Here is a 14,323-nt window from a genome sequence, read left to right on the forward strand (position 1 = left end):
AATAGCAATCACTAGTAAAGCAAATTTAGTGTCTTTATCCATAGGAGTTTCAGTAGTTTTTATTGTTTTACTTAAGCTGTCAGCAATCAGCTATCAGCTATCAGCATATGCTTACATCAATTTTCATTAATCTCGAACTATTAAATTCTACTGAACGAGGTTGATGTTAAGCTGACGGCTGACGGCTGACGGCTGACGGCTGACGGCTGACCACTGACCACTGACCGCTGACTGCTGACTGCTTACTTCTTAACACATCGATAAAGTTTATAACTATATTGACCAGCCCACTTTCGAGAGCGCTTTTCTCGAAAGCATTGCTGAGAGTCTAGGTCAATTTTGGTACGGAAATTGACTAACCATAAATCTAGTGGTCGTGGCAATTCATTTAATTGTTGTTGTAATTGTTGGACAGCATCTTCGTAACTAAAACTATTCCGGTCACGAGCTACTAAGAAAAATTGGGGAAAATCCCTGGAATTACCATGAGAACCATTAGCAACAGCCATACCTTTCAATCCCCAAGCTAATCCGATCATGCGCCCGGTCTGTCCATGGTGTTTGTAGGTGGTTGCGATCGCAACCGGTGCTTCACTTGCTTGGTTAATAATAGACACTAATAGATCCGGGCGCTCGTTTTGAAGATAACCAAGATTCGAGACTGTCACTAATCCACCCAACAGCCCAATCAACCATACCGCTACAACTATCCTTCTGCCAAAGTAAGACTTATAGCCTTTTTCAGATGAATTGACCTCACTGCCTTTAGCTGCAAGCCCCCTAAATCCCCCAATTCTGGGGGACTTTGACTCAATTTCCCCCCCAAGCGAGCAATCCCTCGCTTGGGGGGTTAGGGGAGCGGAATTTGCTGTATACCCTTTGTCATCCCGATCAGGTACATCGAATTTTGTCCCATTTCCCTGCTCCCTGCTCCCTGCTCCCTGCTCCCTGTTCCCTATTCCGTACTCTTTCCCCCCCTTATTAAGGGGGGTTAGGGGGGATCCCTTGAAAACTGCAACAAGTCTAATCTGATTCCAACAACCACCTAAGCTTGCTGCCACCAAGAGGATCACTGCTGGAAAGTAGACGAAGTGAAAACGAGGGGCTGTGCTTAAATCTATACCGAAACCCCAGGTCAAGACTAAACATAACCCAATTGCTGCCAAGACATACTCCCTTAGGATTGTGATAGCGAAACGGTTATGGTGATCGAGTTGCTGTAATTTCAGTCCATAGCGGAGACGGGATACTATCCAAATCACTAGGATTAAAGTAACTATACCGGAAACAATAATAATTCCTAGGGATAGGTCATAGAAAGAAGAAGGTAGCAGTAACACCATACTGAACAGCCATAGTAAGAATCGTCCTATGGGTTCAATCCATCGTGCGATCGCATTTTGGCTATAAATCCATTGGGTAGGGGGACTATCATGAATGGCTTGTAAGGCCGGTATCCACACTAAACATCCCGCTAAGGAACCCATAGCTACTCCATAAATCCGCCACCAGTAAGGTTTTATGAAAGCTAGTCGGTCTTGCTGAGTTTCTCGCCAAGCTTGTCCCAATAATGCGATCGCTTCCGCAGCTAAGGTCAGGATAAAAAAATAATGGGTAGCAATCCCCAGACTATTCACTCCCACCCACCCTAACCCTAGCCAACTGGGCAACCGTTCACCACGGTCGATTAACTCTACCGCTTTCACCAAGCAACCCAGAGATGCTATCACTAGCAAAATAGCCAGAGTATAATGACGAGCCTGTTGAGCTAGGAAAATCCCGAAAGGGGAAACAGCCATCATTGCTGCTGCTATGTGACCTACCAATAGTGAGCGAAAGGCTAGCCGACCTAGGCAAAAGATAGCGGGAATCGAGATTACTCCCAATAAGGCAGAAAGCGATCGCACTGCCCAAATGGAAACCATACCATCCTCTAATCGGAATAGTTTCAGCCACAGATGGGTCAGAGCAAAATAAACTGGGGGATGGGTACTTTCCCTTAATAAATAATGAATAACATCACTAATGCCAGCATCAGGAGACGGTTTCAGTGGGCTTAATAGCGTTTCTACTCCCATAAACTGATTCAGAGGTAACGAGTAAAAACTGTTGCCCAAGCTAAATACTGTTGTGGCACATTCATCAGTCCAAGGAGGTAAAACCCCTAGACCAGCAAAGCGCAGCAAAGCCCCAATCGTAATCCACAGCAGTAGTAATAAAACAGTTTGGGATTTTTTTAAGTACATAAAGGAAAGGGAATCGGGAACAGGGAACAGGGAATCGGGAACAGGGAATCGGGAATCGGGAATCGGGAATCGGGAATCGGGAATCGGGAATGATTTAGCTTATTAATTTCAATTATTTACAATTTTTATTAACTCTTATTTAAACCTTTTTTGCTTAATAAAACACGTATTTAAAAATTGATTTTATGGTAATTAAACAGTTTAAATAACCCTTATTTTTAACAATTTATATAACGTTTTTTAAGCTGATCAGCTACATTCAATTTTATTACCCCGACTCCCGACTCCCGACTCCCGACTCCCGACTCCCGACTCCCGACTCCCCATCTCCCCATCTCCCCATCTCCCCATTTCCCTACTCCCGACTCCCTACTCCCTACTCCCTGTTCCCTATTCCCTATTCCCTCAACGACTAAATAACCGTAAAATTATCCACATTACCAAAGTAGCGATCGCACCAGTGAGAATACTCCAGGCAAAAGCTGGTGTCAAGATAAAGATAGTATTGTTATCAGGGGGTTGTTGTTTAACTAGGACAGTAGCGGTAATGCTACTAGTTGCTACTCCCACGCCAGCTAGAGCAATGCTTTGGTGTAAGCTGCGATTACTCTGAGTTTGGTAAGTTTGGGTCATGCCATCTACTGTCCGAATTAGATTTTCTAGTAAGGTTAAACCAGACTTTAATCTGCCATGCTCCATCTCCAATTGTTGCAGATATTGGCTAGCTGCTAAATCCCTAAACTCTCCCAGAATGTGCCAATCACTCCGTTGATAAACCTGTTTTAATTTAATCAATCGTTGTTGGTAATCTTCGATATTGGTTTTAATGGTTTGGGTTTGGGAATCCAGCCTCCCTAAATTAGTAGCATAACGAGACAATAGGTTGAGATTATTGCTTAGTATTTCCCTTAATTTGACTGTATTTTGGGGTAACATACTGATCTGATCAATAGTACTTTTAACTGAGACTAGATCAGCTTTAAGTTCTGCTAGTGGTCTGTTAATTTCACCATAAGCCCAAAGAATTTTGTTACGATAATACAATAGGTAAATTAAGTCTATATAAATGCCAGTAATGGTGTCGATGATAGAATCAATAGACCGCTTTTTGGGAAACAACCAGATTAACAAATGATGGTTGTGCTTGATCGCTTCTGGCTCTGACCAATCGGCGGGAGGACGCCAAAATTCAAATAAAGTCCCCCCTAGCACTTTGCCTTGGGCTTGGAAGTCTCTTGACCAGTCGGATTGAGACACCAGTTGCTTGTAGCATTCTAGGGCAATTTGTGTAGGGTCTTGATCACGGTCACACAGTTGACCCCACATGATCCAAGTTTGACCAATTGCTCCAGGTTGGTGATTGATGTGGGCAAGAATTTCCCCTTGGATTTTCTTAATATTTGTAATGGGTTGGGGGGAATGGTTTGATTGTCTGATACCATCAGCATAGACTCCGGAACAGTTCACCTGAAGGGCGTAAGTGTTACCAATTTGGATAGGGTAGTAGTAGCCTTCCAAAGGACGCTCGAAATGCTTGACCACATCAGCACCCAATAGTTCCACCAACCTAGATTCTGAGCGCTCTGCCTGTTTCAGCTTAGCCAGTAACGTTGGCTCTAGGATCAGGTCTGATTCATCACCCTCGGCATGACCATAGATTCTTTGCCAGAATCGTTCACGGTTGTGATCAATAATTTCCGGGTCTTGCCCTAGACCTTCCCGTAGATCGTAGAGGAATAGGTCAAGATTAGGGTATACTATTTTGCTTAGGTCAGACATTGGCTTACCCTTTCATCAGGATAGTAACAAGGATAGTAACACTGTCACCTATTCCCAACCCTCTCATGAAGTGTAGCTAAGCGCCACCCTACGGGGAAACAGCTAGCCTCTATGCTAGAAAAGAAAAGAATCATCTGGTATCAGGTAAGGTATTCCCGATTAAATTACCTATCGCTGGTAGCCAAAAGCCTTGCCCTAGACTAGTGTTTGACCTTTGACCTTTGATTTTTCTCTTGCTTAACACGTTGCTCAAGCATAAATAGGAAAATGCATGAATCAGCTCAACAACGCCTTCACCCTATTCTTGAGTTTGTTGGTTGAAGCAACACCTTTTTTGCTACTGGGGGTTATTCTCTCCAGCTTATTGCTGTTTTTTGTGGATGAGCGCAAGCTAATTGCTAGTATGCCTCGCCACCCCTTTCTAGGAGCAGTTTTTGGTAGTTGTGTCGGCTTTTTGTTCCCAGTGTGTGAGTGTGGTAATGTGCCAGTGGCTAGGCGGTTGCTGAGCCAGGGAGCACCAGCACCAGTAGCAATTGGGTTTTTGCTCGCAGCCCCAACCATCAATCCTGTAGTAATTTGGTCAACTTGGGTAGCCTTTCGAGACCAGCCGGAAATCTGGGTATTGCGAATTTTATTTTCCTTAAGTATTTCCATCTTTATCGGCTGTGTCTTCAGTACTCAGAAAGACTTAGGCCCCCTACTGCAACGAGCAGTGTTTCGCTCTAGACCAAGGAAATTTGCTGAGGATAAGCCAGCATTACTACAATCAGGCTCATATTTACTCGGTCAATCTGGTACACCTTTGCCCTTAGACGCTAATGTCTTAAACACACCCGTTAGCCAGAACATAAATACTAAACCCTTATCTGATCGACTACAGCTCTTTGTCGAAAATGCTATACAAGAGTTTCGGGAGCTAGGCTCAATCCTAGTTTTAGGTAGTGCGATCGCAGCCATCATTCAAGTCGTTATCCCCCGTGATATTATCATTAGCCTCGGTCAAGGACCAGTGATGTCTATTTTGGCCATGATGCTATTGGCCGCTGTAGTATCCATCTGTTCCACTGTCGATGCATTTTTTGCCCTCGCCTTTGCCTCAACCTTCACCAGTGGCTCGTTGTTAGCATTTCTAATCTTCGGACCAATGATTGACATCAAAGCCATCGGTTTACTGTTATCAGTATTTAAAACCAAGTCAATCATTTACCTATTTCTAATAGCAGGACAATTAACATTTTTATTGACTTTGTTTATTAATTTGTATGTTAGTTAGGGAGTAGGGAGTAGGGAGTAGGGAGTAGGGAACAGGGAACAGGGAGTAGGGAGTAGGGAGTAGGGAGTAGGGAGTAGGGAGTAGGGAATCGGGAATCGGGAATCGGGAATCGGGAATCGGGAATCGGGAATCGGGAATCGGGAAAAAATCCTGTGTACCTGATTATGGAATTAAATTATGAAGGATGAATTATTAAGGATGAAGGGTCACGAGTAATTTTAACAGAAGTGTTGAATCCAGTAATAAAGGTTTCCCAAAATGTCTCACCTATCCCCACAATCCCCGCGCCCCCGCCTCAATCTCTTAACCCCGACTCCCGACTCCCGACTCCCGATTCCCGACTCCCGACTCCCGACTCCCGACTCCCTAGATTAAATTTTAAATCTTCCTAAAATCCATTAGCTTGTTAATGATGAATCCATCTAACCATTCAGGACGTTTGTCCAGAAAAAGTTCTTACAGAAGAAACTGGTCAATCCCTCTTTTAGAAGTAATTGCTTTAGCGTTATGGGGAGTTTTATTGTTGAAATCCTGGCTAACTGGTGAGTTAAGTTTGTTAATTCATCCCAATTACTTTAGCTTGGTAGTTATCACTGGTATAATTTTATTGTTAATATCCGGGTTGAGGTTATCCCAACTGCTGAAGTTAGAGCGTCAACACCGATTAGGTAAGGCAGTAACTAGGCCAGCTGTTCAACATACAACCTTATTTCCCCCTAGTTGGAGTAGTGGCTTCCTAATCGCTACGGCAATGGTTGGTTTAATTGTGACACCCAAAGCATTTACTAGCCAAACCGCCCTACACCGGGGTATTGCCGACTCCCCCACCATAACGCGATCGCAACCGCAATCCTTCCGCAGTGCTAGCAATCCTGAAAAGCGCACCCTAATTGAATGGATCAAGCTTTTGAATGTTTATCCTGAACCAGATGCCTATACCGGTCAAAAAGTCAAAGTCGATGGTTTTGTCGTAATTGCTCCTAATCTCCCTCCAGACCATCTCTTAATTTCCCGGTTTGTGATTACCTGTTGTGCTGCTGACGCTTATCCTTTAGGTTTGCCCGTAAAACTAACTGAAAACCGTAATGATTATCCGTCTGATACTTGGATAGAGGTTGAAGGTAACATGATTACAGAAACCCTGGATGATAAACGCCAGCTGGTTATTGAAGCAACTGCAATTAAGAAAATTCCGGAACCGGAAAATCCTTATTATTACTAAACTTTAGGGAGTAGGGAGTAGGGAGTAGGGAGTAGGGAATCGGGAATCGGGAATCGGGAATCGGGAATCGGGAATCGGGAATCGGATTTGTGAACATTGAATTTAAAATTTACCTAAATTCTCACCATCTGGCATTGCTGAATTAAGGAATGAATGCGCGATAATCTGGTTTTATTAAAGCCCCCTAAATCCCCCAATTCTGGGGGACTTTAAGAGTTTTGTTCCCCCCAAAATTGGGGGGCTAGGGGGGCGAAACCATACCCAGAATCAGCAACGCCCCCCATCTCCCCATCTCCCCATCTCCACACTACATTTCCCCACACTTTCCAGACAGCCGCCAAGACCCATCCGGTGTCACTGTAGTTGGATTAGCGGTCAGAAAGATATTGCCTTCAGCATCAATCATCAAGCCTTGAGCTTCTATAATCCGTTTTGGCTTAGGGGTAGTGGGGGGTTTAACGGGGGGTTTCACCAATGCCGTACGGGAGCGATACCGTCCACGAGCAGTGGGACGGCGTATATCTTCCCAATTGCTATTGCTGCTGATTTCACCTGGGCGAGGGGGTAATCCTCCACGTCCAGTATTGATCAACCTACTGCCAGTGCTATTACCCGGTTGACAGCGCTGGTAAAGTTGATCATTGCCTGGTTCCGTTGGTAAGCTGTTTGGTTCGCGCTCCACGAACTCACTGTTAATCTTGAAAGTTACATCACCACTCTCTATACTACCACTGGCATCGATATCATTTTTTTCATCGTCTGGGAAGGCTTTGCGCTCTTTAATATCACCAAAGATGGTGAAGGCCTCGATAGTGATATCACCCCCTTGACCCGTTGGAGCTCTAGTAAGGATATCGCTACCATCAGGAGGAGTTGCGGGAAAGGCAATCAGAAATTCGGTCTTAATATAGATATTGCCGCCCTTGACTTGGAAATCCTTATTTTTAAAAGCCTCAGTAGAAATCTTGCCGCCATCTCGCAGTATGAGCTGATTAGTTGAGATCTTTATGTCTCCACCTTTTATCTCCTTCATACCATCACCCATTGCTGTTTCTAAGACACTACTGAATACACCACTGGGACATATAGGAACCTTGCAAAGCTTGCGATCTATCATCCTTACCCCATTAACGATGACCTGATCCCGTGCCTTAATTGTGACCTGACCCCCATCTCCTTTCCCTTTTGTCTCAGACCTAATGGCACCACCATTGGTGAGGAAAAGTGACCCAGTTTCTATGTAAACATCGCCACCCTTGCCATTACCCTTGTCATTCACCCTACTTAGGATAGAATTAGGACTTTTGTCGAAGGTGACTGTTTCTTTAGCAATAATCGTTACCGAACCCGCATCCCCTATCCCTTGAGTGTTTGATTGCAGGGAGCCATTAGTTAACGAAACCGACCTAGCCTCGATCCTGATGTTGCCAGCTTTACCTTCACCTTTGTTCTCGATACTAGTTATAGCAGTACCACTACTCTCTTGATTCTTGGTGCGAAAGGAAACTTGATCACGGGCAACAATTTTAATATCCCCCGAGTTACCCACTGACTTCTGCCCCTTAGTCTGTCGATCTCCAACTCTGACTTGCAGTTGAGCACCATCAATTAGAAACAAGGAACCGGTGGTAATAGAAATACCACCACTGTTACCTTCAGCCCCTTCTCTGATAATATTTACTAGACCGGTTGCTCGATCAGATATATCCCTATCTTGACCATTTACGAATCGCTCGAAAGTGACTGTCTCATCAGCAACAATGGTAATTTTACCGGCATCTGCATTACCAAACGTACTGGTTTCGATCTGAGCGCCACCTTTGGCATAGAGGGAGCCAGTATCGATAGTAATATCCCCACCCTTTTTGTTGCCAAAGGTGTTGCTAATCATGAAACTTTTGTCAAGGGATAGTTGACCATTTGTAATCAAGGTAATATCCCCCGCTTTCCCAGAAGCAGAAGAAGAATCAATGCGATCGCTTATGTCAATCCCGCCGCGATAATCAATATAGACCGAGCCACCATTCCCTGAAAATCTCTGGCTCTTCAAGGTCTTGAAGTTATTTTTATCCGTACCGTCACCAGTCAGAAGTGAACTAATTTTCAGGGTGTCACTAACTAACGATGGGTTAGCTTGATACTGATTGGTTAACAATACCAGTCCATTCGCTGCTTTAATATCAATCTTGCCAATTTCGATATTTGCACTAGTAGCAGCACTGCCAAAGTTAGGGGCTAGGTTACCACTATCGGTATTTCCTGGAAAACCGCCGAGTAATGTCCAATCTATACCAGCACGAATATCTAGGGTAGGTTGGTTATTGCCATTAATTACTACAGGCGTTCTCCCTTCGTCCGACAAGGTCACATTGGCCAGACTCGCCAAGAACGGATTGGAGTTATCAGGGCTAATCGCATTATCCCCGGTATCGGTAGAGTTAATTTCGATGTCCCCAACGGTAACACTCCCTCCTGCCAAAATATGCAGTGAGGCTCCGGTATAGTTTCCTAAACTGACATCCCCATTAGCCAGAATTATCGGATCATTGGGACTGATGAAATTCCCTGGGTTACCATCCAACTGCTCAATGGTGATATTTCCGCCAACGGTATAGTTAGTATCTCCGGTGATGGGATTTTGCGATCGCAACCGTAAATCGGAACCAGCAAATAAACCACTTAGGACATGGTTCTTTGCTGCAATAGTAATTGACTGATTTCCCTGAATTACCAGCAAACCACCAGAGTACGCTTGAAACGGTTGCGCTACACTATCGGTGATGTTGACTGTATCTTCTGCCAACAGAGTCAAATTCCGACCAGCCTCCAGTTGACCCTGTAAATCCAGATTGCCAGCGGCTAGGGTCAAGTCTTTTCCAGCAGCTAAATTTCCAGCATTTGTAATTGTTGTCCTGGGGTCATACTTACCATACTGCAATCCTGGAGTAATATTAATGGTTAACAGTGGTGGGGCTTGTGGAGATGTGGCACTAAACTCGACCCCATCACCAAATACCAGACTATTGGCAGTAGACGCAAAAAACGAACCAGCGACATCTAATCTGGCCTGGGATCCAAACACAATACCATTGGGATTGAGCACAAACAGATTTGCTGCACCATCTACTCCCAATGTCCCTAGAATATTGGATAGATTCCCCCCGGTTACCCGGGTTAGAATATTTTCGATCCCAGAAGGATTAGCAAAATAAACCCGTTGCAGTTCCCCTACATTAAATTCTTGGAAACTGTGAAATAGGTTAGCACCTCGTGTTGCGCCACCTTCGATCTTATCGGCTATTTCTCCTCTGACAGTGGTATTAGGTATGACCACAGAGGATTCATTACCCAATGTCCCATCCGGAACTATGTCAGCCAAGGCATAGTCGGCCAAAAGACAGTTTCCCGAAATACCTACAGTTACCCCACCCAGAGTGAGCGACATTGCTGTAGCCCAGCCTCCGGTCAGGGTGAGCAATCGCTTTCCTGCACCCATATTCAGTTCAAGTTATTTTTTGCGTTCGCTTTTAGCGGCTCCTAGGTCGGATCGCGTTAGGGTAATTCTATCAGTTCTTGCTTATTCCCGATTCCCGATTCCCGATTCCCGATTGCCGATTGCCGATTGCCGATTGCCGATTCCCGATTCCCTAGGCCAAACGCTATAAATCCCGGCAAGAGAAATAGTGATACCAAGGCTTGGGTGGGCTAGTGGTATCGGTAGGGAAAGAGGTGAGAATGATCGTACCATCGGGACCGGTCATCCAGCCTTGAGCTTCTACAATCCTTTTGCGCTGAGACTTCTGTGGCACAGAATTCTGTTCGGTCGAGGGAGGGTTACTGTCATTGTTATCAATTTCAGTAACGGTTTCATCATCTAGAGTCACCCAATCAGCAATAATGGTTCGACCGATAATCGGGTCGAGGGGACTGGGCGGAATGCCACCGCGTCCAGTAACAATAAATTCACCAAGTTCATCGACTGAGATTTTCCCACTTCTCGGACAGCTAGCAACAATGAGTGATGATGGGTCAGTTAAATTAATTGGTAGTTGATCTAATCCCCGAGAGGGGTCAAGATTGCCCGTTTTGATGGTAACTATTCCTGGACCAGACTCAGAACTGGCATCGATATCATTAGTGCGATTTCCCTCCATGGCTTCGCGCTCCTCAATCAGACGGACATCTTCGGCATCAATGGTGATTTCACCACCTTTTCCCTGTTGAGCTTTGGCAATGATATCGCTACCATCAGGACCAGTTGGGGGAAAGGCAATTAAGAGAGTGTAGCTAGTGTGAGGAGTTTGGGAGTTTTATTAGAATTTCTGCCTAATTTCATACATTGAGATGCACCCAATCCCAATATCCCATTCCAAGCTATCAAAAACCAGAAGAATTTTTAATTTTTAATTTTTAATTATGCCCAGGGGGACTAATCAATCACCCAAAAACCCTTTTTACGCCAATATTGTTCCAACAGTGCTTGCTCCAAATCCTGAGATTCAATCAATTCTTTAGTTACCAAAATTTCTCCTAATTTGATACCAGTTAAAGACTGAATTTCAAGGGCTGTATTGAGTTGAATATGAGAAATAAGTCGTTTACGGACTAGAATTTTACCAAGTTGCATGACTGGGTGCTTTTGTATCAATTAATAATCGAACATTGGTCATTATTCAATTTCCAATTAACTTTGGAAAAATCAAAAAAGACCAATAACATTTGACAAATGATTGTTAAATGAGTTAATCAATAGATGCCCTTGGCTAGCCTCGCCAATCCTGCATAGTCTTTGAACAACCCATTACTTAATCAGGCGCTTTGTAAAAATTTATGAAAAAGGCAAGAGTAAGAATTCAGTAATTCTGTAGTGACCCTATCTGTAGGGTGCGTTATTAACGTACCCTACTACTTGTATAGTTTAGTGCCCAGTTTTGTGTCAGTCCTGAACCGGAAAGCGCACCTGTAGTTAACTTTTGCCTCTTGCCTCTTGCCAATGCCATTGCCCCTAGCCCTATACCATTCACTACACAGGCTTGAGTTCATCACCGTAAGTGAAGGTCGTGAATTTTGGCTATTATCTTGTGATAATCTTCCGTTTTACCCTTTTTTTGATAAATTTCTGCTGATTTTTGAAAATTTGCTAGGGCTTCTTGATGCTTACCTAATTCTCGAAGGCACATCCCACGGTTGTCATAGGCAGCAGCATGGTTGGGGTCAATCTCAATCGCTTCATTCAATTCCAGAATGGCTGCTTGAAATCTGCCCACCAGTACATGGCTAATTCCTCTAAAGTAGTAAAAATTAGCACTTTGAGCATTGGTTTCTTTTGGCTGCTGACGTGGCTTAAAAATTCCCATTGGCTTATCCATTGCTACTTCAATTAGTAGGTAGCTACAAACTACTCAGGAGCTACCGATTTAGATGTTATTGACCAATCCCCAAAATCCCGGCTTTTGGGCATATAAAGATGAGGTTTGAGTCTGGCGTAGTCTGTCTTTGAATACTGGTTTACTGAAAAATCTTGGGCTTTGCTATCAAACCCGCCATAGATTTAAGTCCACAGCTCATAGCTAAGGTCGGTTTCAACCGACTCCAACCCTTTATCCCTAGCGGGATAGCAGCGACACCATAGTTTGTAGGAGTTTTGTCAGTCAATCAGCTCTGAATAACACGTGAATAACAATAGAGGTAATAACCTCTATTACAATTAACGACCAATACGACATACTATCAGGGTAGAGTAACCAATCCCCACGGCACTTATGCCAGGGGCTTTTAGTAGCCCTGTACAATATCTGTTAGAGAACAGGATAAGTACGAACCTCCGGGCAGGGTTACGCTCTGCCCCAATAATTTAATCATCATAGAACCGTTAAAGTCAGCATCCCCATTCCATCCACAGGCACCACATTTGTAGCGCTTTCGAGACCTGTAAGATTTACCCTTAATTGGATGGATGTGTAGGCATTGATGGCATGTCTGGGAAGTATAACGAGGATTAACAAAGATAACTTTTACTCCAGCCTCTAAAGCCTTATATTGTATAAATTCGCGAAGTTGATAGAATGCCCAATTGTTGGATCTTCTTTTTTCAGTTTTAGATCTTGGCTGGAGGTTTGTTCTTTCCCTGATACCTGTCAAATCCTCCAAGGCAATCACTGCCCCTTGAGATTTTGCCGATTCTACGATGGCCTTACTTACATTGTGGTTGACCCAAGTCTGAAAACGTCTTTCTTTACCTGATAGCCGTTTCTGAAGTTGGCGACATTTGCGCCTACTACTTCTTGTGCCCTTCGAGGCTTTGTGCTGAATTTGTTTCCTGACCCTAGCAAATTTGTCTCTAATCTCGTTTACCTGCTTACCAGAAAAACTGTGGTTTTCGCTGGTAACAGCAATATCTGTGCGACCTAAGTCTACCCCAATTACTTTTTTCGTTTTTTGGGGTTTAGGAGCCTTATTTTTTATTTGAATATGGATGTAATATTGACCATCACGATGCTTGCATAACTGAGCCGATGTAGGTTTTCTCCCTTTGAGTTTGCCAATTTGATAATTCCCAATCTCCAAAAGGAATCTCTCTCTACCACCCACTAAAGTTAAGCTAACAGTTTGCTCTTTTTCCCTGTAGCTAAAAATCCTTGAATCATAATCAGCACTAGTGGGACTGAATTTTGATACAGGCTTGTTTTTGTGTTTAGCAGTTTTTCTGTTTGCAGCCACACGTCCACAAACTCTTACTGCTAAATTTGCGCTTAAGTCATAGGTTTCTCTAATGTATTGATAAACCTGAGCTTGTATGGCGTTTTTACTGGTTATGGACGGCTTAACAGCATTATTGGTATAGGTACAAGCATCCGCAAACCCTTCGAGTGTCGCCTCAATTTTATCGGCTTGTTCAGGGGTCGGTTGAATCTTGCAAACTATTGTTAATACTGTGTTTACCATCTCCATCACTTCAAAGGTGACTATATATTTTATTCTACACCAAGATTCTGGATATTCCCGAAGATCTCGCCGCCAACCTCAAGGGTATTGAACCCTTGACCTGCATGTCACGCTGCGCGAACGGTTGGCTCTGGGGGATTATCCCTTCCTATACCTAAAGGCAAGAGCTTCTCATCCCCCGAACCCCCTTTTCTCGGTGAACAGAGAAAAAAGTAATAAGGATAACAAAGAAAAGAAAACGACCGCACTATCAAAGGGATTTATGAGCTAGGCAGATACCCAGTTCAATGGTGTAGGCACCCATGCCACCCAATATAACAGTTCTCAATTGGGTTCGGGAATCGGGAATCGGGAATCGGGAATCGGGAATCGGGAATCGGGAAAAACTCCTGTATAGCTAGCTTTGGGGAGAGATTTGGATTGTGACGAATCACAGTCCAAAAGCTGACAGTTCCAGGATTAAGAGTACCCACAAGGGTACTGTTAAAACCTGAAAAAGCTACGAAACTAGAGGAAGTTGATTAAAGCTTGTTAATTGGAGAGTTCTAAACGACAGCTATGTCAGGATTCAGTCTAGGGCTAACGGGCTAGTGGCAAAGCTACCCTTGTCAGCTATCAGCTGTTGATAGCTGAATACTTACTAATCCTTACTATTATACCTTCAATCACTAAGTCAATCACTAAGTTAATCCCTAACTATTCTGAGGAAACTAGAAATGAGAGAGTTCAATACATTAAGCTTAATGTTAATTATTTATCTGGTTATTTTTATTAGCATTAGCCCTAGAGAAGCCAACAATTTTATTCAATTTATCAATGAAGCCTGGTAATTGGTAATTGGCAGAAATGTTGCCTAGG

At 43.7% G+C, this 14,323-nt stretch carries 13 protein-coding genes; 4 read left to right on the forward strand and 9 right to left on the reverse strand.

The window, feature by feature from the left end:
- Nucleotides 1-242: 242 nt before the first annotated feature.
- Entirely contained in the window at nt 243-2,078 is a 1,836-nt protein-coding gene (locus F6K46_RS02430) for a glycosyltransferase family 39 protein (protein WP_293054720.1), read from the reverse strand.
- Between the two features lie 31 nt (nt 2,079-2,109).
- On the opposite strand from F6K46_RS02430, the gene F6K46_RS02435 reads away from it, so the two are divergent.
- On the forward strand, nt 2,110-2,352 hold the full coding sequence (locus F6K46_RS02435) for a hypothetical protein (protein ID WP_293054719.1): 243 nt from the start codon (nt 2,110-2,112) through the stop codon (nt 2,350-2,352).
- Nucleotides 2,353-2,651: 299 nt separating this feature from the next.
- Here F6K46_RS02435 and F6K46_RS02440 read toward each other — a convergent pair whose 3' ends face one another.
- On the reverse strand, nt 2,652-4,025 hold the full coding sequence (locus tag F6K46_RS02440; protein WP_293054718.1) for a hypothetical protein: 1,374 nt from the start codon (nt 4,023-4,025) through the stop codon (nt 2,652-2,654).
- A gap of 271 nt (nt 4,026-4,296) precedes the next feature.
- Between F6K46_RS02440 and F6K46_RS02445 the strand changes: the two genes are divergently transcribed.
- Together F6K46_RS02445 and F6K46_RS02450 are read left to right on the forward strand one after the other, a co-directional pair.
- Nucleotides 4,297-5,298: a permease gene (locus tag F6K46_RS02445; protein ID WP_075898786.1), complete on the forward strand. Its 1,002-nt coding sequence runs from the start codon at nt 4,297-4,299 to the stop codon at nt 5,296-5,298.
- Between the two features lie 409 nt (nt 5,299-5,707).
- Nucleotides 5,708-6,520: a TIGR03943 family protein gene (locus F6K46_RS02450; protein WP_293054717.1), complete on the forward strand. Its 813-nt coding sequence runs from the start codon at nt 5,708-5,710 to the stop codon at nt 6,518-6,520.
- Here the strand turns inward: F6K46_RS02450 and F6K46_RS02455 are convergent.
- Both F6K46_RS02455 and F6K46_RS02460 read right to left on the reverse strand, forming a co-directional pair.
- Complete coding sequence (locus F6K46_RS02455; protein WP_293054715.1) at nt 6,480-6,617, reverse strand: hypothetical protein; 138 nt, start codon at nt 6,615-6,617, stop codon at nt 6,480-6,482. The two genes, F6K46_RS02450 and F6K46_RS02455, sit on opposite strands and share 41 nt — an antisense overlap.
- Nucleotides 6,618-6,827: 210 nt before the next feature.
- On the reverse strand, nt 6,828-10,016 hold the full coding sequence (locus F6K46_RS02460; protein WP_293054713.1) for a filamentous hemagglutinin N-terminal domain-containing protein: 3,189 nt from the start codon (nt 10,014-10,016) through the stop codon (nt 6,828-6,830).
- A 19-nt stretch (nt 10,017-10,035) separates the two neighbouring features.
- Here F6K46_RS02460 and F6K46_RS02465 point away from each other — a divergent pair, with 19 nt between their 5' ends.
- The gene (locus tag F6K46_RS02465; RefSeq protein WP_293054711.1) at nt 10,036-10,185 is read left to right on the forward strand and encodes a hypothetical protein; all 150 of its coding nucleotides are present in this window, start codon (nt 10,036-10,038) and stop codon (nt 10,183-10,185) included.
- Here the strand turns inward: F6K46_RS02465 and F6K46_RS02470 are convergent.
- From F6K46_RS02470 to F6K46_RS02490, 5 genes are all read right to left on the reverse strand, one after another.
- Nucleotides 10,180-10,674, reverse strand: coding sequence for an S-layer family protein (locus tag F6K46_RS02470; RefSeq protein ID WP_293054709.1), 495 nt, complete (start codon nt 10,672-10,674; stop codon nt 10,180-10,182). The genes F6K46_RS02465 and F6K46_RS02470 overlap by 6 nt on opposite strands.
- 275 nt (nt 10,675-10,949) lie before the next feature.
- Complete coding sequence (locus tag F6K46_RS02475; RefSeq protein WP_070391763.1) at nt 10,950-11,147, reverse strand: hypothetical protein; 198 nt, start codon at nt 11,145-11,147, stop codon at nt 10,950-10,952.
- 415 nt (nt 11,148-11,562) lie between these two features.
- On the reverse strand, nt 11,563-11,889 hold the full coding sequence (locus F6K46_RS02480; RefSeq protein ID WP_081431141.1) for a tetratricopeptide repeat protein: 327 nt from the start codon (nt 11,887-11,889) through the stop codon (nt 11,563-11,565).
- Between the two features lie 406 nt (nt 11,890-12,295).
- On the reverse strand, nt 12,296-13,465 hold the full coding sequence (locus tag F6K46_RS02485; protein ID WP_330359421.1) for a transposase: 1,170 nt from the start codon (nt 13,463-13,465) through the stop codon (nt 12,296-12,298).
- Nucleotides 13,466-13,749: 284 nt separating this feature from the next.
- Complete coding sequence (locus tag F6K46_RS02490) at nt 13,750-13,938, reverse strand: hypothetical protein (RefSeq protein ID WP_293054707.1); 189 nt, start codon at nt 13,936-13,938, stop codon at nt 13,750-13,752.
- Nucleotides 13,939-14,323 lie beyond the last annotated feature (385 nt).

Origin of the sequence: Moorena sp. SIO3E8, from assembly GCF_010692445.1 — a bacterium.
GTDB classification, from domain to species: domain Bacteria; phylum Cyanobacteriota; class Cyanobacteriia; order Cyanobacteriales; family Coleofasciculaceae; genus Moorena; species Moorena bouillonii.

What these genes read in the sequence shown, in the direction of transcription:
- F6K46_RS02455 (WP_293054715.1), bottom strand. Translation starts at nt 6,617, where the DNA reads ATGTTCACAAATCCGATTCCCGATTCCCGATTCCCGATTCCCGATTCC.
- F6K46_RS02445 (WP_075898786.1), top strand. Translation starts at nt 4,297, where the DNA reads ATGAATCAGCTCAACAACGCCTTCACCCTATTCTTGAGTTTGTTGGTT.
- F6K46_RS02440 (WP_293054718.1), bottom strand. Translation starts at nt 4,025, where the DNA reads ATGTCTGACCTAAGCAAAATAGTATACCCTAATCTTGACCTATTCCTC.
- F6K46_RS02430 (WP_293054720.1), bottom strand. Translation starts at nt 2,078, where the DNA reads ATGGGAGTAGAAACGCTATTAAGCCCACTGAAACCGTCTCCTGATGCT.
- F6K46_RS02480 (WP_081431141.1), bottom strand. Translation starts at nt 11,889, where the DNA reads ATGGATAAGCCAATGGGAATTTTTAAGCCACGTCAGCAGCCAAAAGAA.
- F6K46_RS02485 (WP_330359421.1), bottom strand. Translation starts at nt 13,465, where the DNA reads ATGGTAAACACAGTATTAACAATAGTTTGCAAGATTCAACCGACCCCT.
- F6K46_RS02470 (WP_293054709.1), bottom strand. Translation starts at nt 10,674, where the DNA reads ATGGAGGGAAATCGCACTAATGATATCGATGCCAGTTCTGAGTCTGGT.
- F6K46_RS02460 (WP_293054713.1), bottom strand. Translation starts at nt 10,016, where the DNA reads ATGGGTGCAGGAAAGCGATTGCTCACCCTGACCGGAGGCTGGGCTACA.
- F6K46_RS02450 (WP_293054717.1), top strand. Translation starts at nt 5,708, where the DNA reads ATGATGAATCCATCTAACCATTCAGGACGTTTGTCCAGAAAAAGTTCT.
- F6K46_RS02475 (WP_070391763.1), bottom strand. Translation starts at nt 11,147, where the DNA reads ATGCAACTTGGTAAAATTCTAGTCCGTAAACGACTTATTTCTCATATT.